The sequence below is a fragment of the Rhizobium fabae genome (genome assembly GCF_003985135.1).
In the GTDB taxonomy this organism is placed as follows: Bacteria; Pseudomonadota; Alphaproteobacteria; order Rhizobiales; family Rhizobiaceae; genus Rhizobium; species Rhizobium pisi.
Window position 1 is genome coordinate 47,946 of the sequence record NZ_ML133660.1, and the last position, 17,665, is coordinate 65,610.

At 62.1% G+C, this 17,665-nt stretch carries 20 protein-coding genes; 11 read left to right on the forward strand and 9 right to left on the reverse strand.

Going from position 1 to position 17,665, the window contains the following annotated elements; all coding sequences use genetic code 11:
- Window positions 1-47 precede the first annotated feature (47 nt).
- Window positions 48-689: a dihydrofolate reductase family protein gene (locus EFB14_RS27530; RefSeq protein ID WP_126829646.1), complete on the forward strand. Its 642-nt coding sequence runs from the start codon at window positions 48-50 to the stop codon at window positions 687-689.
- A 223-nt stretch (window positions 690-912) separates the two neighbouring features.
- On the forward strand, window positions 913-1,116 hold the full coding sequence (locus EFB14_RS27535; RefSeq protein WP_125848801.1) for a hypothetical protein: 204 nt from the start codon (window positions 913-915) through the stop codon (window positions 1,114-1,116).
- Between the two features lie 203 nt (window positions 1,117-1,319).
- On the opposite strand, the gene EFB14_RS27540 is transcribed toward EFB14_RS27535, so the two are convergent.
- The gene (locus EFB14_RS27540) at window positions 1,320-1,964 is read right to left on the reverse strand and encodes a TetR/AcrR family transcriptional regulator (protein ID WP_126829647.1); all 645 of its coding nucleotides are present in this window, start codon (window positions 1,962-1,964) and stop codon (window positions 1,320-1,322) included.
- Between the two features lie 93 nt (window positions 1,965-2,057).
- On the opposite strand from EFB14_RS27540, the gene EFB14_RS27545 reads away from it, so the two are divergent.
- Entirely contained in the window at window positions 2,058-2,711 is a 654-nt protein-coding gene (locus tag EFB14_RS27545; RefSeq protein ID WP_125848806.1) for an O-methyltransferase, read from the forward strand.
- Window positions 2,712-2,881: 170 nt separating this feature from the next.
- Here the strand turns inward: EFB14_RS27545 and EFB14_RS27555 are convergent, their stop codons facing one another.
- A complete protein-coding gene (locus tag EFB14_RS27555; RefSeq protein WP_126829648.1) occupies window positions 2,882-3,754 on the reverse strand; it encodes a helix-turn-helix domain-containing GNAT family N-acetyltransferase in 873 nt (290 codons plus the stop codon).
- Between the two features lie 682 nt (window positions 3,755-4,436).
- Here EFB14_RS27555 and EFB14_RS27565 point away from each other — a divergent pair.
- Window positions 4,437-5,246 carry a hypothetical protein gene (locus tag EFB14_RS27565; protein ID WP_126829649.1) on the forward strand — a complete coding sequence of 270 codons (810 nt, stop codon included), beginning with the start codon at window positions 4,437-4,439 and terminating at the stop codon, window positions 5,244-5,246.
- 23 nt (window positions 5,247-5,269) lie between these two features.
- Here EFB14_RS27565 and EFB14_RS27570 read toward each other — a convergent pair whose 3' ends face one another.
- Entirely contained in the window at window positions 5,270-5,506 is a 237-nt protein-coding gene (locus EFB14_RS27570) for a hypothetical protein (RefSeq protein ID WP_126829650.1), read from the reverse strand.
- 236 nt (window positions 5,507-5,742) lie between these two features.
- Window positions 5,743-6,120, reverse strand: coding sequence for a winged helix-turn-helix transcriptional regulator (locus tag EFB14_RS27575; protein ID WP_183605082.1), 378 nt, complete (start codon window positions 6,118-6,120; stop codon window positions 5,743-5,745).
- Window positions 6,121-6,253: 133 nt separating this feature from the next.
- On the opposite strand from EFB14_RS27575, the gene EFB14_RS27580 reads away from it, so the two are divergent.
- Entirely contained in the window at window positions 6,254-7,093 is an 840-nt protein-coding gene (locus EFB14_RS27580) for an SDR family oxidoreductase (RefSeq protein WP_126829651.1), read from the forward strand.
- 234 nt (window positions 7,094-7,327) lie between these two features.
- Window positions 7,328-8,788: a DUF1963 domain-containing protein gene (locus tag EFB14_RS27585; protein WP_245438316.1), complete on the forward strand. Its 1,461-nt coding sequence runs from the start codon at window positions 7,328-7,330 to the stop codon at window positions 8,786-8,788.
- A 353-nt stretch (window positions 8,789-9,141) separates the two neighbouring features.
- Here EFB14_RS27585 and EFB14_RS27590 read toward each other — a convergent pair whose 3' ends face one another.
- Window positions 9,142-9,609, reverse strand: a complete 468-nt coding sequence (locus EFB14_RS27590; protein ID WP_126829652.1) for an Lrp/AsnC family transcriptional regulator — start codon at window positions 9,607-9,609, stop codon at window positions 9,142-9,144.
- Window positions 9,610-9,733: 124 nt separating this feature from the next.
- Between EFB14_RS27590 and EFB14_RS27595 the strand changes: the two genes are divergently transcribed.
- Window positions 9,734-10,948, forward strand: a complete 1,215-nt coding sequence (locus EFB14_RS27595; protein ID WP_126829653.1) for an argininosuccinate synthase — start codon at window positions 9,734-9,736, stop codon at window positions 10,946-10,948.
- Between the two features lie 387 nt (window positions 10,949-11,335).
- Window positions 11,336-11,509: a hypothetical protein gene (locus EFB14_RS33080; RefSeq protein WP_164737596.1), complete on the forward strand. Its 174-nt coding sequence runs from the start codon at window positions 11,336-11,338 to the stop codon at window positions 11,507-11,509.
- Between the two features lie 142 nt (window positions 11,510-11,651).
- On the opposite strand, the gene EFB14_RS27600 is transcribed toward EFB14_RS33080, so the two are convergent.
- Window positions 11,652-13,025: a TIGR02594 family protein gene (locus EFB14_RS27600; protein ID WP_126829654.1), complete on the reverse strand. Its 1,374-nt coding sequence runs from the start codon at window positions 13,023-13,025 to the stop codon at window positions 11,652-11,654.
- Between the two features lie 118 nt (window positions 13,026-13,143).
- Window positions 13,144-13,728, reverse strand: a complete 585-nt coding sequence (locus EFB14_RS27605; protein ID WP_126829655.1) for a TetR/AcrR family transcriptional regulator — start codon at window positions 13,726-13,728, stop codon at window positions 13,144-13,146.
- Between the two features lie 102 nt (window positions 13,729-13,830).
- Between EFB14_RS27605 and EFB14_RS27610 the strand changes: the two genes are divergently transcribed.
- Window positions 13,831-14,664, forward strand: a complete 834-nt coding sequence (locus tag EFB14_RS27610; protein WP_126829656.1) for a class I SAM-dependent methyltransferase — start codon at window positions 13,831-13,833, stop codon at window positions 14,662-14,664.
- A gap of 51 nt (window positions 14,665-14,715) precedes the next feature.
- On the opposite strand, the gene EFB14_RS27615 is transcribed toward EFB14_RS27610, so the two are convergent.
- Entirely contained in the window at window positions 14,716-15,099 is a 384-nt protein-coding gene (locus EFB14_RS27615; protein ID WP_126829657.1) for a VOC family protein, read from the reverse strand.
- Between the two features lie 223 nt (window positions 15,100-15,322).
- Between EFB14_RS27615 and ubiA the strand changes: the two genes are divergently transcribed.
- Window positions 15,323-16,237 carry a 4-hydroxybenzoate octaprenyltransferase gene (gene ubiA / locus EFB14_RS27620; RefSeq protein ID WP_126829658.1) on the forward strand — a complete coding sequence of 305 codons (915 nt, stop codon included), beginning with the start codon at window positions 15,323-15,325 and terminating at the stop codon, window positions 16,235-16,237.
- A gap of 198 nt (window positions 16,238-16,435) precedes the next feature.
- A complete protein-coding gene (locus EFB14_RS27625; RefSeq protein ID WP_126829762.1) occupies window positions 16,436-17,209 on the forward strand; it encodes a phosphodiester glycosidase family protein in 774 nt (257 codons plus the stop codon).
- Between the two features lie 20 nt (window positions 17,210-17,229).
- On the opposite strand, the gene EFB14_RS27630 is transcribed toward EFB14_RS27625, so the two are convergent.
- Entirely contained in the window at window positions 17,230-17,580 is a 351-nt protein-coding gene (locus EFB14_RS27630) for a DUF2200 domain-containing protein (RefSeq protein ID WP_126829659.1), read from the reverse strand.
- Window positions 17,581-17,665: the final 85 nt, after the last annotated feature.

Sequence of the window (17,665 nt, forward strand, 5' to 3'; positions counted from 1 at the left end):
ATGCGAGAAGACAACTAGTTTCATTTCACAATCAGATGGAGGAATTCATGTCGAAAGTACGCGTCGCAGGGTTTTCCGTTTCCGTGGATGGTTTCGGCGCCGGGCCGGAACAAAGCCTCAACGATCCCTTGGGAAAGCGGGGGCCTGATATGTTCCAATGGTTCTTCCACACCCGCACCTTCCGCGCCATGACGGGCAAGGACGACGGCTCCTCAGGCATCGACGAAGACTATGCGTCGCGCGCCATGGCCAATTTCGGCGCCTTCATCCTCGGCCGCAACATGTTCGGCCCGATCCGCGGCGAGTGGCCGGATGATGCCTGGAAAGGCTGGTGGGGTCCGAACCCGCCTTACCACACGCCGACCTATATCCTGACGCATTACCCGCGCGAGCCGATCGTCATGGAAGGCGGCACCACCTTCTACTTCATTACCGGCGGCATTCATGAGGCGCTCGAAAAGGCCAAGGCTGCGGCCGGCGCCAAGGACGTCAAGATCGGCGGCGGGGTGTCGACCGTGCGCCAATATCTCCAGGCCGGCCTGATCGACGAGTTGCACTTCGCCGTCTCCCCCGTCGTCCTCGGCCAGGGCGAAGCGATGTTTTCAGGCATCGACCTGCCCGCACTGGGCTTCCGCGTCACCGAACATGTCGCAAGCGAACACGCCACGCATATCGTGCTGGCGAAATAAGCCCTCTCGGCACATCCCGCGGTGCACTTGCGGCCTCGATGGCCGCAAGTGCCGGCAGTCGCATCGCCGCTGCAAGCGCCCTCGGAGCATCATCAAATCGTATTAAAATAGCTCTGGATTTGCGGCGCGAGGAGCGTAATGTAGCCGTCATCGGCCCATGGGATCATCGGCGAGACCGCTTGAGAGATCATACGTCTTCTGCCGCTTTCATGGAGGGCGCCAAATGCTGCTGTCACTCATCTCCCTCGACGACTGCGAGATATCGATCGTCACCGATGCCGTTCGGCAATGGTGCAGCGAGAGGAAACTCGACATCGACAGCCCCGAAGGCCGCCGCGCCGTCACCATCGCCGTCGACCTCGTCCAGATGAACACCCCTCACGAGACGTTTTTCGCCGAGCTGTCAGTGCAGATGGCCCGCGACTGATATCTGCCCACTTGATGGATGCAAGGAGCAGCGTCGGAGCGCGTGCTTCGAGGCTCCGCCCTCCCGGGCTGCGCACCTCAGCATGAGGGGCATGGGAGAATGCCGCACCAAGTCCCAGAGCGCACCAAGCCCCAGAGAGAGCCTCATCCTGAGGTGCCCCGGAGGGGCCTCGAAGGACGAGGCGGGCGCACCACCGGGAGATGTCACGCTCCCTGCCCGCCAGCCCCAAGCGCTTCCAGGTAGGCGCAAAACATATCGGCCATGGCATCCGCATAGGCTTCGATCTCGCCAAGGCTTCGCTCAGTCTCCGAAAACTGCTTTCCCACATTGCCGAGCGTCGTCGAGATCAGGTCGCCGGCGAGCGCCCGTGTCGCCTCCGGCGCGCAAGGCAGCGCTTCCAGCATGAACAGCTCGACGATGCGGTCTCCCGATGCCCGCGCCGCCAACGCCTCCGGCGCATCGCGATAAAGCGGCGCGGCATCATGGAGCGCCACGCGCATTGCCGCCTCCTCGCATTCCGAGCGCAGGAATGCGTGGACCAGGCTGCGCAGCCGCGCGAGCGGCGGCTTTTGCGCATCGGCAAGAATGCCGCCGAGCATGTCGGTCGTCTGCCGCCACTCGTCGCTCTGCAGCCGGAAGAGGATCGCCGCCTTGTTGGGGAAATACTGGTAGAGCGATCCGATGCTGACGCCCGCCCTTTCAGCCACCCGCGCCGTGGTGAAGCGCTGTGCGCCTTCCCGCGCCAAAACCTGAGCAGCGGCATCCAGGATCGCCGCCACGAGCTCGCTCGAGCGGGCCTGCTTGGGCTGTTTTCGTGAGGAAATCCGGGCTCTTGGACGATCGGTCATGGCAAAGCTCCGCAATGCGAATAGCAGATGCGACGAATTACTCGTATTTTCAACTCCAGGCAAGAACCTGCCGATTTCAAGGAGATGACCCCAATGACGACATTGACCACCGCCCCGCTGGCGCCACTGCTCGACCGCCTGTTTGAGGAAGCCGCGGCGGCCCCAGGCCCTTCGACATCTGGCTTGTCGAGCGAGGAGCGGATGCGCCTGATCGGCAGCAAGACCGGATATCTCGAGCTCTACGGGCGCCTGAAGGACCTCTGGCTGCCCGTCTCCAGGGAGGCCGGCGCGCTACTCTACATGCTGGCGCGCAGCAGCCGCGCGCGGGTGATCGTCGAATTCGGCACATCCTTCGGCATCTCGACCCTCCATCTCGCCGCCGCCTTGCGCGACAATGGCGGCGGCCGGCTGATCACCAGCGAGTTCGAGCCATCGAAGCTCGCCCGCGCCCGCGCTAACCTGACGGCCGGCGGCCTCATCGATCTCGTGGAGATCCGCGAAGGCGATGCCCTCCAGACCCTGAGCACGGATCTGCCTGAGACAATCGACCTCTTGTTCCTGGACGGAGCCAAAGCGCTCTATCGCGACATCCTGGAACTGGTGGAAGACCGGCTGAGCCCAGGCGCGCTCATCATCGCCGATAACGCCGACGTCAGCCCTGAATACCTCGCCCGCGTGCGCCAGCCGGCGTCAGGCTATCTGTCGACGCCATTTGCAGAGGATATCGAGCTGTCGATGCGCATGTGATGGCGCCATCGCCCGCCTAAAGCATGTCGCGCAAAAGTGTGCAGCGGTTTTGCGCTAAAGACATGCGAAAACAAAGACCTAAAGTGCGGCAAGCGAATCTGAAAGATCGCGACGCGCTTTAGAGCAAAAGCGCGCCGCATGAATCAATCATGCGGCGCTGGAGCCACTGCTCAAAGGCGCTTTTCGAAAAACGTATCCGGATAGGGGTCGTCGTTGAAACGGTCGATCTCGTTCCAGCCGCTGCCGCGATAAAGCTGCTGCGCCTCGGGCAGTGCGCTGTTCGTATCCAGGCGCAGAAGCTGAAAGGAGAGCCCGCGGGCGATCTCCTCGACATCGGTCATCAGGCGTTTCGCCAGGCCGAGCCCCCGCGCCGACGGGGCGACCCAGAGCCTCTTGATCTCCGCGATCTCGCCGCCGCCCTTCAGCCCGACACAGCCGATCGGCAGACCGTCCAACATCGCCACCAGGAAGACCCCGCGCGGACGGATCATATCCCCGGCATCGGGATCGCGCGAAAGCGATACGTTGAACCCCTTCTCGAAGCGGCGCGCGAGTTCGGCATAATATTCGCCAAGGCAATAAAGCGCATCTTCGTGCCGGGGGTCTTTCTCCTCGATCACGATCTGGTCGCGCTTGAGCGAGGCGGCGACAATATCCATGGCGCGCAGCAGCTCTTCCGGACGGCGGTGGCGCTTGAGAAACCCTTCCGCCTGCGCATTGGAAAGCGCTTCATAGGCCTCGAATTCGCCACGGCCGGCCTCCGTCAACCCGGCAACGCGCCGTCGCCCATCCTCGGCATTCGCAACCGTCTCGATCAACCCCTCCTCCTCCAGGCTGCGCAACAGACGACTCATCAGGCCCGAGTCCAGACCAAGATAATCCCGGATCGCCGCAACATCCGACTGCCCCTTGCCGATCGCATTAAGAACACGAGCCGCCCCCAACGGACGGCCGCGCCCGAGGAAAGACGTATCAAGCGCACCGACCTCGGTGGTGACGGCACGGTTGAAACGGCGGACGCGGGAGACGGGATCGGAAACCATATTATCTGACTTAGGTCAGGTAATTGATGCTGTCAATTCGGAAAGCCGAAAGGTTGCAAGCGAGGGCGGCGCCGCTGCGAGAGAGCCTACCCTGTACGCTGCCGTTGCTGCATAACGCAGCGTGCGGAGGATGCGCGTCTCAGAAATGTGAGTGCCGCGTGGTACCCCCCTCTGCCCTGCCGGGCATCTCCCCCACAGGTGGGGAGATCGGCTGGGCTCACGGGCTTCCCCAAACAATTGGCGTCACTATCGCGATCCTCTGGAGTGGTTGCGTATGGAGCGAAAGCGATGTCCCAGCCGGATGCTCAATTGAAATCAGGATCGATGGAATGGCATCGATCGATTGAGGCGTTAGACCGCTCGACACTTCAGCGGCCGATGTGGAGCAGGCGCTTCAAAGCCAGGAAATCGGAGCCGGTGGCAGCTGCTCCCTAATTCCGTAAATTTAGGGCGGGGCGTTGCCTCTTGCCGATCTCCCTCCTTGTGGGGGAGATGTCCGGCAGGACAGAGGGGGGTTGCCACACGGCACGCCGGTAAAGGCGGAGGAAGATATTCGCGTCCAAAAACCTCATCCTGCTGAGCTGCCCCGCAGGGACCTCGAAGGACAAGGCGGCCCGACCACCTTGCGCAACCCCACCCCCTCGCCTATGGCAATGCCACGTCCCCTCCGCAAGGCCGCCCGGTGCTCCGCTTCACTCTCCACGCCCTGATCGTCCTCATCCTGACGCTGCTCACCCAGATCGGCGGCATCGCCTATCTGCTTGCTCTCGCCGTATCGCGCATCTGGCGCATCCGTTTTCCCACAAAGCTCGCGCTCTTCCTGCTGTGTTATGCCGGCGCGACATTCGCCGCCAGCCTCGCCGCGCCGATGTTCGGCCGGGTTCCCCTCTCCTGCCTGTCAGGCGCCGCGGATCATCTCGTGGTCCGCTCCCCGATCTACTGCGCGCTCAACCGAAACTATGTCACACCAGAGGTCCGCGATCTGGCAATGGCGCTCGCCGCCCATATGGACCAGGAATTTCCGGGAACCGTCACCGTGGCGCTGGACGCGAATTTCCCCTTCATGAACGGCTTCCCGCTCCTGCCGCATCTGTCGCATGCCGACGGCAGGAAGCTCGACTTCGCCTATTATTACAAGGATGCCGAAGGCCATTTCCTCAATGGCGTCACCCGCTCCCCGATCGGCTATTTCGCCTTCGAAGAACCCGCCCCCGGCGACGAACTGCCTTGCGCGGGCCGCAACGACTGGCTCACCACCCGCTGGGATTTCGATGCGCTCCAGCCTCTCTTTCCGGCCTACGGACTCGAGGAACAGCGCATGTCGGCCATGATCGCCTGGCTGACGACGGAAGGCGTGACCCGCTTCCACCTTGAGAAGATCTTCATCGAGCCGCATCTGAAGAACGCGCTCGGGATTACCGACACCCACGTCCGCTTCCAAGGCTGCCGCGCCGCTCGCCACGACGACCATATCCATATCCAGGTCGAGTGATCTCTTGCTCTTCAACGTCGTAATTACCCGCGAATACGTCCGAGCACGACCAGGAGGCTGAGACCTGTCAAAAGGAGACTAAAACCAAGAAGAATGAGGATCAGAGGAAAGAAGAGCAACGGTTCATCGGCGGCCGTGATCATCGACGACTTGCCAGGTAGCTCTCCTCGAACCAGATACACCATATGGTAGCTCAGCAGGAGAGGCCCAAACAGGGTAAAGCCGATAAAAGCCGACCAGTAGCGCAACCAATTTTTCATGCGAAATGACCCTCAAAGTAATGGTGCTGGTCGGCGCCGTCGCACCTCTCCCTCTCAGTTGTTCGCAATATGACGTTCATTTACTTGCGGTAGATAAATAGAATCCGCACAACTTGATCGAATTCGCGCTTCGGCCCCATACCGGAAAGCAGTCGTTTCCCAACTGCCGGATTTTTCGGAGAGCAGCCGTTGCCTCGCCCGCATGTTATAGTCTTCCAAGGCAGCGCATAACACCCTCACCCCGGATGCGCCTCATCATAAGCGCGCTGCGCCGCAAAGATCGCATCCATGTTCTTCTCCGCCCAATGGGCAAGGGCCGAAACCGTCTCCGTCAGGGTGGATCCGAGCGGCGTCAGCGCGTATTCCACGGTCACCGGCACGGTCGGGAAGATCGTGCGCGAGATCAGCCCGTTGCGCTCCAGCTTCCGTAGCGTCTGCGCAAGAACTTTCTGCGATATGCCCTTGATATCGCGGCGGATATGGTTGAAGCGCACCGGCCCGCCTTGCAGCCGGTCGAGAATGAGCACCGCCCATTTGTCGGCAAGCCGGTCCAGCACCAGCCGCGTCGGGCAGCGATCCTCATAGACGTCATAGGCCTGTTGCATCGGCGTCATCGGCTCTCCCCTTTCCCGGGTCCGGTTTCCCTGACGAAACCATGTTACGAAAAAGTGCTCTCTTTTCCCATCCTGAATTACCTGTATCTATCCTATCGGAAGATAGTTTCCAATAGATACCAAGGAGATTGGCATGAGCAACAAGATTCTGGTCCTCGGCGCGACGGGCACCGTCGGCAGGCATGTGGTGGATGGGCTTCTGGCGAAGGGCGAGGCCGTCAAGGCCGCTTCGCGCTCCGGCAAGCCGGTCGCGGGTGCCGAAGGCGTCGTCTTCGAATATGGCCGGCCGGAAACCTACGGCCCGGCCTTCGAAGGCGTCGACCGCGCCCATGTGCTGCTGGCCTCCGGCCATGTCGATGCCAAGGGCCTGCTGCTGCCCATCATCGAAGCAGCCGCCGAGCGCAAGGTGAAGGTCGTCCTCCAGAGCGTCTTCGGCGTCGATGCCGACGATTCCATCCCCTATCGCCAGGTGGAGATCGCGCTGGAAAAGTCAGGCACGCCTTACGTCATCCTGCGCCCGAACTGGTTCGCCGATAATTTCCACACCTTCTGGAAGCCAGGCATCGACCATGGCCAGATCGCGGTTCCCGCCGCCGACGGCAAATCGAGCTTCATCGACGCCCGCGATATCGCGGCAAGTTCCGTCGCCGCGCTCACCTCCTCGGCCTTCGACGGCAAGGCGTTCAACCTGACCGGCCCGCAAGCCCTGTCCTACGAGGAAGCCGCGGCAATCCTCTCCGAGGCAACAGGCAAGCCGATCGCCTATGACGCCATATCCGACGAAGCCTTCATCGCCATCCTCACCGGCGCCGGCGTGCCGGCCGATTACGCAAGCTTCCTCGCCTCGATCTTCTACCCGGTCCGCCAGGGCTGGACGGCTGTCGTCACCAACGATGTCGAGACGCTGACCGGCAAGGCCCCGCGCCCGCTGAAGACCTACGCGGCCGATTACGCCGCGGCGCTGAAAGCGTAACCGCAAACGATACCGCAGACGGCGGATTTCCCCCGTCGATCTCGCCGTCTTCAGGCGCTTCGACACTCCCTCAACGGCTTGCTGAAGCGTCCTTGCGCCGCACCCGATGGTGGCCAAAGGAGCAAACGACTTTACGATTTTTTGGTGTACCCGCGAGATAGTGCGGAGCCCTCAGGCGGAGCTGATTCCGCGGGTCAGCACCGCTTGCCATTTATAGACTTGGAAGAACACGAGATGATCAATCAGATGCCGTCGCCCGTCACCCTGGAGGAAGCGGCCGCGCTGATGCGCCCTCACTGCTCCAAAAGCATCAGGTTGGATCGGATCTGGCCGCCGGATCAAACCACGCGGCTCCTGTCACAGATAGGAGGAAAACCTAACCTTCCTCCGACCCTGGATTGGCCCACGATTGATTTCGAGGATGGCACAACGGCATCGTTGGATTTCCTGGCGCAAATCAATCTCGAGGAGCTCCCGAGGATCGAGGCGCGCGACGCGCTTCCAAAGTCCGGCATGCTGTATTTCTTCGCATTGTCGCAATCAAATGAACCGCTCCAATCCTACGATTCAGTCGCCTGGCGCGTCCTCTATTATCCCGGCAATGCCGCGGATTTACCCGGCCGCGCGGCTCCGGAAGACGCCGGCTGGATGATCGACAACCTGGGTTACAGTCAAACACCGGCAAGCCAATATCGAAATCCGGACGCCCCCACAGGCGAGCTTTTTCCGAAATGCACCATTCGCTTCACCGTCATTGACGTGTGGGACATGCCGCAATTTTCAGGCCCGGATGATCCTCGACTTCGACCTTTCGAGGATGCTCTTGTCGAGGAGCCAGCTGAGCCCGAACGCTCACATGGCATTGCCGATGTCATTCGAGATTTATGGAAAGAGATAAATCCGTTCGAACCAAAAACAGAGAAGGTTCCGGAGACTGTACGAAGCCGAGCTCCACAAAACAGAGCGGATATCGAACTGTCCGACGTCAACGAGCTGGCACACGAGTGCCTCTCGATGTTGCGCGCCGAGGAGCAGGAAAACTGGTATCGATCCAGAGTCAAGTTGAAGCCGGAGAGCTTGCCGTACCATGTAGAAGACGCCGTCATGCTCTTGAACGAAGTGAGAAACGGTTGGTTCGAGAATATATTGCCAATCGAAACCGTTCTCGCCAGCCACGGCAAATATTCCGACGCATTGCTGCAACCTTACAACGACTGGAAGGCAAAAGCGGTCGCTCTTACGCAAGACCTCATTGCAATGGGCAGGGAAACCAGGCTTTCGCCTGAAGTTCGAGGAAAGGTCCTGGATGTCTTGGAGCAGAATCGCCTGCTCGAAAAGGAAGCGGGAGCCTGGGGTTCGCACCCTGATGTCGAATCTGCCCTACGCGCATCTTTGACGACCCTGCTTTCCGATTTTCCTGGCATCGCAGAAAAGGAACCGGAACTGCTCGCCGCCGGCGACCCTGCCAATGAGCTTAGGCTGAGGGGATACTTGTCACACCGAATGTTCGGGAGTGGCGACGGCATACAATCCGACCTCGAAGATGATGACGTTCTGCTGCTGCAGCTCTGCAGCGATTGTGATGGCCCGCGCTTCATGTGGTGGGACCTCGGGCTCATACAATTCCGCATAAAGCGGGAAGCACTTCAAGCCGGCCGGTTTGATCTGGCCGTGGCTGAGATCGAAGGCCACTGAGCACCTATGCAATGCCGCCAGCCGGTCATAACGGCCGCCCCTAAGGTGTGATCCTGAGTCGCGCTTCGGCCGATCCGGCGTTCACCCTGTCACCAGCGCGAGGCCGAAAAAGCCGCCAGCCCCAGCCTGCCAGTCTGCATAGAGCGCGAGGTATGAAGATGATGGCCAGGATAAGCAAGAGCGCGCCCGTCACCAGAAGGGCGAATTCCCCATCGATTTCCCACCCTCGCTCCATCTGGTGGATACGTAGGAATGCCGCGAAAACGTTGCAACTGCCCACGGAGCGTTAGCGAAGAGCAACAGAAGCTGAGCGCACACTTCATCGGTATGCTACGCCCCGGCCGAACACGCCCCTATCGCAACGGCAGCTCGTAGCTGCGCTTCAGCGTCTCCATCGGCACGTCGGTCTTGACGCTGAGCACGCTTGGGATGCGGGTCAGGTGGTCGGCCTGGAAGCGCCAGTAGCTGTGCAGGTCGGCGGTGACGATCCGAAGCACGGCGTCGCATTCCCCCGTCGTCAGGTAGCATTCCATCACCTCGGGAAAGCGCCTGACGGCTTCGCCGAAGCGCAGCGTCACTTCGGCATCCTGCGTCTTGAACCAGACGCGGGCGAAGACCGTCAGTCCCGCCCCGACCTTGGCCGGATCCAGCACCGCGACGTAGCGATCGATGATCCCGGCCTCCTCGAGCAGCCGCACGCGGCGCAGGCACGGCGAAGGTGACAGCCCCACCTCCTTCGCCAGCTCGACATTCGAAATGCGCCCGTCGCGCTGAAGCACCTGCAGGATATGGCGATCGATCGCGTCGGGAATGACTGGCATTTTATAGCTCCATGACATGCAGCAGCGGCAGAATATGCCAATCTTTGGCAATTTCTGAGACACTTCGCAAGCTCATTGCGCCTGATCTGGCCTATCGTTCCGCGCATCAATCTGGAGATATCGGATGGCAAGAAAGATAGGAAAGATCGTCCTCGCTTATTCGGGAGGGCTGGATACGTCGATCATCCTCAAATGGCTGCAGGAGACCTACGGCTGCGAGATCGTCACCTTCACCGCCGATCTCGGTCAGGGCGAGGAGCTTGAGCCGGCGCGGGCGAAAGCGGCCCTGCTCGGTGTCAGGGACATCCGCGTCGTCGATCTGCGCGAGGAGTTCGTCCGCGACTTCGTCTTTCCGATGCTGCGGGCCAATGCGCTTTACGAGGGGCAGTATCTCCTCGGCAGTTCCATCGCCCGGCCGCTGATTGCAAGGCATCTCGTCGCCATCGCCCGGGAAACCGGCGCCGATGCCGTCGCCCATGGCTCGACCGGCAAGGGCAACGACCAGGTCCGCTTCGAGCTCGCCGTCAATGCGCTCGCCCCGTCGCTCGCGGTCATCGCCCCTTGGCGCCAGTGGAACATCCGCTCCCGCACCGAGCTTCTGGATTATGCGGAAAAACATCGAATTCCGGTGCCGAGCGACAAGCGCGGCGAAGCGCCGTTTTCGATCGACGCCAATCTGTTGCACACTTCGACCGAGGGCAAGATCCTCGAAAATCCGGCGGAGATCGCGCCCGCTTACATCTATCAGCGCACCGTCGACCCCGTGGACGCGCCCGATGCCCCCGAGACCATCACCATCGGCTTCGAAAGCGGCGACCCTGTTTCCGTCAACGGCAGGCTCATGACGCCGGCCGCCCTGCTGACTGAGCTCAACCGGCTCGGCGGCCGCCATGGCGTCGGCCGGCTCGATCTCGTCGAAAACCGTTTCATCGGCATGAAGTCGCGGGGCGTCTACGAAACGCCGGGAGGCACGATCCTGCTTGCGGCCCATCGCGGCATTGAATCCATCACGCTCGATCGCGCCGCCGCCCACCTGAAGGATGAGATCATGCCCCGCTACGCCGAGCTGATCTATAACGGCTTCTGGTTCGCGCCCGAGCGGGAGATGCTGCAGGCCCTGATCGACCACAGCCAGGCCTTCGTCACCGGCGAGGTGACAGTCAGGCTCTACAAGGGAAGCGCCTCGGTCATCGCCCGCACCTCCCCCGCGTCCCTCTACTCCGCCGACCTCGTCACCTTCGAGGAAAGCGCCATCGCCTACGACCACCACGACGCCGAAGGCCTCATCCGCCTGAACGGCCTGCGGCTCCGCAGCTGGGCAGCCCGCAACGGAAATTGATCGTCAGCATTATACAGCAACAGCAACGTACAAGGATAAGGGCTGACGGCGTGCCGCGGTTGCCCCTCACCCTAACCCTCTCCCCGTTCTGACGGGGAGAGGGGACGTGCCTTGCGAGAGGCGAGCTGGGGACCGAGAGCTCGCGGCATTTCCCCTTCGCCCCGCGAGCGGGGGTCCGAAGGACGGGGCTGGCCACCGCTTCGGTAAACCTCGATGCCCCGCCTACCAGGCTGATCGTGGCGCCTCCGCTATTTAAAACGATTTTAAAAATACCGACCCATAAATTAATCGATTTTAATTTTATCGTTAAAATTTTCTTGTTGCAGCGCAACAGAAACTGGATTTTAATTTTTCACAGATGCTCAGTTGTTTCGTTGGAGGACTCGCATGACTGTGACATTTCCGCTTACCGAGAAGCGCGACGCGGAAGCATTGCTCAAGCATTTGACGCTGCACAAACTTACCTTCCCGGGAAACTGCGCCGTCTCGCTCAAGCCTGAGGTCGCCCTCGTCTCCTCCCCGCATACCACAGCGCTCGGCGCCGCCCGCACCGCCTGGTAGGGACCGAAGATCCCGGTTTTCTCGAGGGTCAAAAATCCGGCCCCGTCGCCCTCATCCGACACTCCGGGAGACCCAACAGCCGGTCGCGGCAGCCCGTCACGCAGGGGCTGCCGCGACCGGCGCCTTGCCCGGCAGATCCGCTTTAGCCCCTGCGGATGCCGAGAAGGCGGTAGCGCGTGCTTCCGAGATTTCCGTCCTTGGGATAGGTCTGGTAGCAGACGCGGTTGCTCTGGTTGCCGCCGAGGATCTTCACCGTTGGTCCGCCCTCGTCGGCGACGAGGAAGCCCACATGCCCGTCCGAGCCGCTCATCGGGCCGCGGGCGAAGACGGCGATGTCGCCTTCCCTCGCGTTTTCGGTCACGTCGTCGCCCCAGTCCTTCCAGCTTCTGGCATCCTGCCGGTCGGTGCCGATCATGCCCGCCTGCTCGACGCAGAAATTGACGAAGGAGGAGCACCAGGCGACGCTGTCGTCGGTTCCCGACCAGTGATTGGTGGATTTGTGATACATGACGATCCGCGGATTGTTGCCGCCGCCGGAAACCTCGGCGACGCCCCTTTCCAATTCCGCCCTGGCGACGTCATAAAGCGTCCTGCCGATCGCCTCCTCGATCGGGAAGCCGCCCGCCATCACCTTCAGAAAGCTCGCATGCATATAGCCATCGACCGTGCCGTCGCCGTCGAGATCGACCTTGGCCCAGTCGCCGTTGCGCTCCAGTATCGTCACCGGCGTGCCGAGCGGCAGCGCCCTTTCCACCGCGAAGCTCTCGCCCGGCCCGCGGCGCAGGTTGAGCCCGCCGGTGGCGCTGACCTCGGCGAGTTCCGAATGTCTTTCGATCGCAGCCGCGAACTCCCTCGAGGCGCCCAGCGCGATGGCGCCTTCCGCGTCGGCGCGGAACTGGCCGAAATCCTTCCATTTGCCGCCGACGATATTGCCGTCATAGCTGACGCCTTGAAAGGCCAGCGGCGGGACCACCTGATAGAGCGCCCATTGGTCGGTATTGAGCATGTCCCTGGTACCAGACCAGCCGGTCGCCGCCGCCAGCCAGATGAAGTCCACGAAACCCGCATCGCGAACCGCCCTGCCCACCGTGCCGGAACCATAGACGCCGACACGATATTTGCCTCTCAGCGCGCTTGAAACCGCCCCGAAATAAGCTTTGATCGAGGCGAGATCCGCCGCCTTGTAGTAATCGTGATCGACGGCGAAGTAGATCGCTGAATTCTCCGGCTGCCCATTGGTCTCGGCAAGGGCAAGAGCGCGGTCGCTGTCGCGCACGCCGGACTCGGCATCGAGATCGCCGATATTGCCGCCGGCCCCGCCCCGCTGCTGAAAAACCACCGCCAGCGAGAGGCCCGCCTCCAGAATATCGTCATATTCGGCCCTCTCGATCCGCTTTTGCGGCAGTCGGGTCGAATTGCTGTGATTGTAGTAACGGATCACCGTTTCGACGCCGGCCGCTTTCAGCGCATTGGCGCAATGGCCGAGTTCCCATGGGCTGTCGATGACCTTATGCATGGCTGGCCCCTCAAAATATTCAGCAATACATCAGCACCAAAGTAAAAATTACCACCCACACTTTAAAGCTGCAATAATCACTATTGAGTAACCTGTCATTGTTTCCGTCCTCGCCACGTCATTTCGCAGCCGGCAGCCCCAGGCCGGCAAGCTTCAGCACCTCCTCGGCCTTCGCATCGGGATCGACGCCGGGTTCGATCTGGCCGTCGATCATCAGCAAAGCCAGGCCATGCGTCAGCGACCAGAGAAAGAGCGCGGCGTTCGCCACCGCCTCCGGCGCCAGCCGCTTTTCCAGATCGTCCTTCATCTGGCGGTAGACCCGCATCCGCGAAGCGCCGATCGCCTCGTTCCCCTTGGCATAGGCTTGGAAACCCTCCCCGAACATCAGCCGGTAGAGGCCGGGATTGGCGCGCGCGAAGGCGACATAGGCGATGCCGCCGGCAAGCAGGTGTCGCCGGGGGCCGGCGAGTGCCGCGTCGATCCTTTCGCTGAGCTCGGCAAATCCCCGCTCGGCAAGCGCTGCCGCGATCGCGTCCAGGCTGCTGAAATAGTGATAGGCCGCCGGCGCCGAGACGCCGGCACGCCGGCCGATCTCCCGCAGGCTAAGCGCCTCCGGCCCGCCCTCCTCCAGCAGCGCCCGCGCGACGGAGAGCAGCGTCGGGCGCAGATTGCCGTGATGATAGCGTCCCTTGTCTGTCGTCATGCCCGCTCCAATCTTTACACTGTAAAAATCATGGTCTAGTCTGCGCGCGCTGACAAGGGCACCGACGACAAAGTTCACAACGAAGCTTTACAGGAGACCGTCATGCAGGCATCCGAACCCAGCCGCACGGCAATGGCCGCCGCTGCCCACAGGGCGGCGCATCAGAGCGTCGATGGCGGCGCCATCTTTTCCGATCCCTACGCCCGCCGCATCCTCGGCGAGGAGGCGGCTGCCGAAGCCGACCGGAAAGCGCAGGATCCCGCCACGCGCTCCTTCCGCCTCGTGATGGCGGCCAGAAGCCGGTATGCCGAGGATTGCCTGGCGCACTCGCTGGCAAGGGGCGTCGCCCAGGCCGTTATTCTCGGCGCCGGGCTCGATACCTTTGCGCTGCGCAATCCCCATCCCGGCCTGAAGGTCTTCGAAGTCGACCATCCCACCACGCAAGGCTGGAAGCAGACGAGGCTGCGCGAGACCGGGCTGACGCACAGCCTGCCGATTTTCGTTCCCGTCGATTTCGAGCGCGAGGATCTCCAGACACGCCTCGTCGCCTCCGGCTTCCAGCCCGAAACGCCGGCCTTCTTCATCTGGCTCGGCGTCGTGCCCTATCTCCGGGAGGCCTCGGTCTTTGCGCTGCTTGGTTTCGTCGCCGGCCTGCCGGGCGCCTCCATCGTCTTCGATTACGGCGAACCCCTGGAAAACTATCCGCCCGAACGCCGCGCCCGCGCCGCCGAAATGGGAGCGCGCACGGCGGCCGCCGGCGAGCCCTGGCTGACGCGCTTCGATCCGGCCGAGCTTGCCGCGCGCCTGCGCGCCCTCGGCTTCACCTCTCTGGAGGATCTCGGCCCCACCGAAATGGCCAAACGCTTCTTCGGCCTGCCCCAGAACGCACCGGACCGGGGCGCGGGTCCGCATGTCATCTGCGCCGGAAACTTCTGATTTCCGGCTGGCCGACATGGCGCGGTCGTTAGCCATCGGGAGAGGAGCGGCTCACCCGTTATAAACAATCGCAATCTTGTTCCCGGCCGGGTCGCGCATATAGGCAGAGTACCAATCCGGCCCGTATTGCGGGCGCGGGTCGGGGCCGCCCTCATCCGTTCCGCCGTTGGCGATCGCGGCTTCGTAGAAAGCATGCACCGCGGCACTAGATTTGGCCATGAAACCGATCATCGCACCGTTGCCGGCGCTCGCCGCCTCGCCGTTGAACGGCTCGCAGACCCAGAGAACGAAACCCTCGCCCTTGCCCCCTTCGGAATAGGCGCACCAGCCGGGAAACTCGTTGTGTTTGCTCCAGCCGATCGTTGCCAGCACTGCATGGTAAAAGGCGTTCGACCGATCCAGATCGAGCGCGCCGACGGTTGCGTAAACACTCATGATCTTCCCTTCCCTCCTGCAGGATCTTGAAGAATTCATAGCGCGCGAAAGCGAACATAACAAGAACAATTCTTGGGCCGCCGGCCACTGAGAAGCGGTCGACGACGACGTCGATTTTTCGCAGGCAGGCAGTCATTGCCGCGCCCGCAAAAATTCCTATTGTGGCCATCGCCGACGGAGTTCGACACCTCCCGCCTCCCGCGACGAGAATCCGGATCACACCATGACGACATCGAGCCGCCCCGACCTGAGCGATATCCACCATGGCGATTGGGTCGATCGCCGGCTCCCCGGCGCATGGCGGCCGTTTACGCGGCTCGCGCGTCTCGATCGCCCGGTCGGCATATGGCTGACGCTATTCCCCTGCTGGGCTGCCCTTGTCCAGGCATCGCACGGCTTCCCGGATCTTCGCCAGCTCGCCGTCTTCTCCCTTGGCGCCCTGCTGATGAGAAGCGCCGGCTCCACGGTAAACGATATCGCGGACCGGAAGTTCGATGGCCACGTCGAACGAACACGCTTCCGGCCGCTGGCGAGCGGAGAGATCGGCACACTGCCGGCCTTCCTCTTCCTCACCGTCGAGCTTGCGCTCGCGGCTTCGCTTCTCTTTTTCCTGACGCCCTATGCGCGGCTGGTCGCCGTCTGCGTTCTGCCGCTCGTTTTCCTCTATCCCCTCTGCAAGCGCTTCACCCACTGGCCCCAGGCGGTGCTCGGCGCGGCGTTCAATTGGGGAATGCTGATGGCCTGGGCCGAACTCTCTGGCCATATCCCTGCCGGCGCCCTGTTGATGTGGGCTGGCGCCGTTGCCTGGCAGATCGGCTATGACACTGTCTATGCTTATGTCGATCGGGCCGACGACACCCGCCTCGGCCTGAAATCGACAGCAATCCTGTTCGGCCGGCACGGCAAAGCCTGCATCGGCTTCTTCTACGCGCTGACGGTCGCGGCCTGGTCGCTCGGCGGCTGGCTGACGGATATGTCACTGCCCTACGCCGGCGGAATACTTGTCATCGCCGCCCACCTCGCCTGGCAGACCTGGCGGATCGACCTTGCCCGGCCGGAAGTGAACTTCCGCCTTTTCCTGGCGAATATCCTGACCGGAGCGCTGCTCACAGGCGCGGCTTTGGCAGGAACATGGTAAGCGTCGAATCCTCGTCCGCCCCTCCCCAACCCCTCCCCACAAGCGGGAGGGACTAACCCGGAGTTACCCTCTCCCTCCCCATGGCTGCGAGCCAACAAGCAAGCGGCTGGGTCGAGCCCCTCCCCTTGTGGGCAGGGGTTTGGGAGGGGAATCCAAGTAAGCCTTCATCGCCGATCCGAAAGAAAACCCATGGCACCGATGACCTCACTCAGACACGGCCTGCTGGCCGCAGCCACACTGCTCGCGGCAACGATCCTGCATCTGCAGGCAGCGCATGCCGAGCCCTGTGCGCCGCAAAGCTTCGAAGGGTCTGATTATATCGTCTGTACGGTGGATGCGGGAAAAGCCGATCTGCGGCTGTTCTGGAAGAACGAGAATGGCGAGCCTCACCGCTATTTCTCCAGCGTCGCCGGAGCCGTCGAGGCCGGCGGGGGACATCTGGTCTTCGCGCTCAACGCCGGCATGTACCGGCAGGATTTTTCGCCGATGGGGCTCTATATCGAGAACGGCAAGGAATTGCGGCCGGCCAACAGGGCGAAGGCCAACGCCGCCGTCGGTTCGCTGCCGAATTTCTACAGGAAGCCGAATGGCGTGTTCTTTCTTGATGGAGAGGGCGCAAAGATCCTGCCGACCGATGAATTCCTGAACCGGCGCCGGGCCGCGCGCTTCGCCACGCAATCCGGGCCGATGCTCGTCATATCGGGCGCGCTGAACCCGATCTTCATCCCCGGCTCGACCGACCGGACCCGCCGCGGCGGCGTCGGCATCTGCGGCGGCAGCGTCCGCTTCGCGATCAGCGAGGGCGATGTGAACTTCCACGATTTCGCCCGCCTCTTCCGCGACCAGCTGCAATGCCAGGATGCGCTTTTCCTCGATGGCGGCCACGGCGTCGGGCTCTACGATCCGGCGCTTGGGCGCGACGACCGCTCCTGGCACGGCGGCTACGGCCCGATCCTCGGCCTCGTCGAATAGCGGCAGCACGGCGCGAGCCGCTATTGCCGCATGATTTTCTCCATCGCCTTCCCCTTGGCGAGTTCGTCGACCAGTTTGTCGAGGTAGCGGATTTCCCGCATGGTGGTGTCTTCGATGTCTTCCACGCGCACGCCGCAGATCATGCCCGTAATCAACGATCGGGCGGGATTCATCCCGGGCGCCTGCGCGAAGAAATCCTCAAAACTGGTTTTCTTCTCCAACTGTTCGGCGAAGGTCGCCGGGCTGTGTCCCGTCAGCCAGCAGATGATTTGATCGACCTCCGCCTTCGTGCGTCCCTTTTTCTCCGCTTTCGCGATATAGTGGGGATAGACGCTCGCGACGCTGACTGAGTAGATGCGATGCTTCGTCATGCCGTCTCCAGTGCAATGCCGAATTTTCCAACTCTGCCGGCCAAAGGGTGACCCTTCAGGCGCTTGGCAGACCCTGATCGCTACG

What these genes read in the sequence shown, in the direction of transcription:
- EFB14_RS27530 (WP_126829646.1), top strand. Translation starts at nt 48, where the DNA reads ATGTCGAAAGTACGCGTCGCAGGGTTTTCCGTTTCCGTGGATGGTTTC.
- EFB14_RS27535 (WP_125848801.1), top strand. Translation starts at nt 913, where the DNA reads ATGCTGCTGTCACTCATCTCCCTCGACGACTGCGAGATATCGATCGTC.
- EFB14_RS27540 (WP_126829647.1), bottom strand. Translation starts at nt 1,964, where the DNA reads ATGACCGATCGTCCAAGAGCCCGGATTTCCTCACGAAAACAGCCCAAG.
- EFB14_RS27545 (WP_125848806.1), top strand. Translation starts at nt 2,058, where the DNA reads ATGACGACATTGACCACCGCCCCGCTGGCGCCACTGCTCGACCGCCTG.
- EFB14_RS27555 (WP_126829648.1), bottom strand. Translation starts at nt 3,754, where the DNA reads ATGGTTTCCGATCCCGTCTCCCGCGTCCGCCGTTTCAACCGTGCCGTC.
- EFB14_RS27570 (WP_126829650.1), bottom strand. Translation starts at nt 5,506, where the DNA reads ATGAAAAATTGGTTGCGCTACTGGTCGGCTTTTATCGGCTTTACCCTG.
- EFB14_RS27575 (WP_183605082.1), bottom strand. Translation starts at nt 6,120, where the DNA reads ATGACGCCGATGCAACAGGCCTATGACGTCTATGAGGATCGCTGCCCG.
- EFB14_RS27580 (WP_126829651.1), top strand. Translation starts at nt 6,254, where the DNA reads ATGAGCAACAAGATTCTGGTCCTCGGCGCGACGGGCACCGTCGGCAGG.
- EFB14_RS27585 (WP_245438316.1), top strand. Translation starts at nt 7,328, where the DNA reads ATGATCAATCAGATGCCGTCGCCCGTCACCCTGGAGGAAGCGGCCGCG.
- EFB14_RS27590 (WP_126829652.1), bottom strand. Translation starts at nt 9,609, where the DNA reads ATGCCAGTCATTCCCGACGCGATCGATCGCCATATCCTGCAGGTGCTT.
- EFB14_RS27595 (WP_126829653.1), top strand. Translation starts at nt 9,734, where the DNA reads ATGGCAAGAAAGATAGGAAAGATCGTCCTCGCTTATTCGGGAGGGCTG.
- EFB14_RS33080 (WP_164737596.1), top strand. Translation starts at nt 11,336, where the DNA reads ATGACTGTGACATTTCCGCTTACCGAGAAGCGCGACGCGGAAGCATTG.
- EFB14_RS27600 (WP_126829654.1), bottom strand. Translation starts at nt 13,025, where the DNA reads ATGCATAAGGTCATCGACAGCCCATGGGAACTCGGCCATTGCGCCAAT.
- EFB14_RS27605 (WP_126829655.1), bottom strand. Translation starts at nt 13,728, where the DNA reads ATGACGACAGACAAGGGACGCTATCATCACGGCAATCTGCGCCCGACG.
- EFB14_RS27610 (WP_126829656.1), top strand. Translation starts at nt 13,831, where the DNA reads ATGCAGGCATCCGAACCCAGCCGCACGGCAATGGCCGCCGCTGCCCAC.
- EFB14_RS27615 (WP_126829657.1), bottom strand. Translation starts at nt 15,099, where the DNA reads ATGAGTGTTTACGCAACCGTCGGCGCGCTCGATCTGGATCGGTCGAAC.
- ubiA (WP_126829658.1), top strand. Translation starts at nt 15,323, where the DNA reads ATGACGACATCGAGCCGCCCCGACCTGAGCGATATCCACCATGGCGAT.
- EFB14_RS27625 (WP_126829762.1), top strand. Translation starts at nt 16,436, where the DNA reads ATGACCTCACTCAGACACGGCCTGCTGGCCGCAGCCACACTGCTCGCG.
- EFB14_RS27630 (WP_126829659.1), bottom strand. Translation starts at nt 17,580, where the DNA reads ATGACGAAGCATCGCATCTACTCAGTCAGCGTCGCGAGCGTCTATCCC.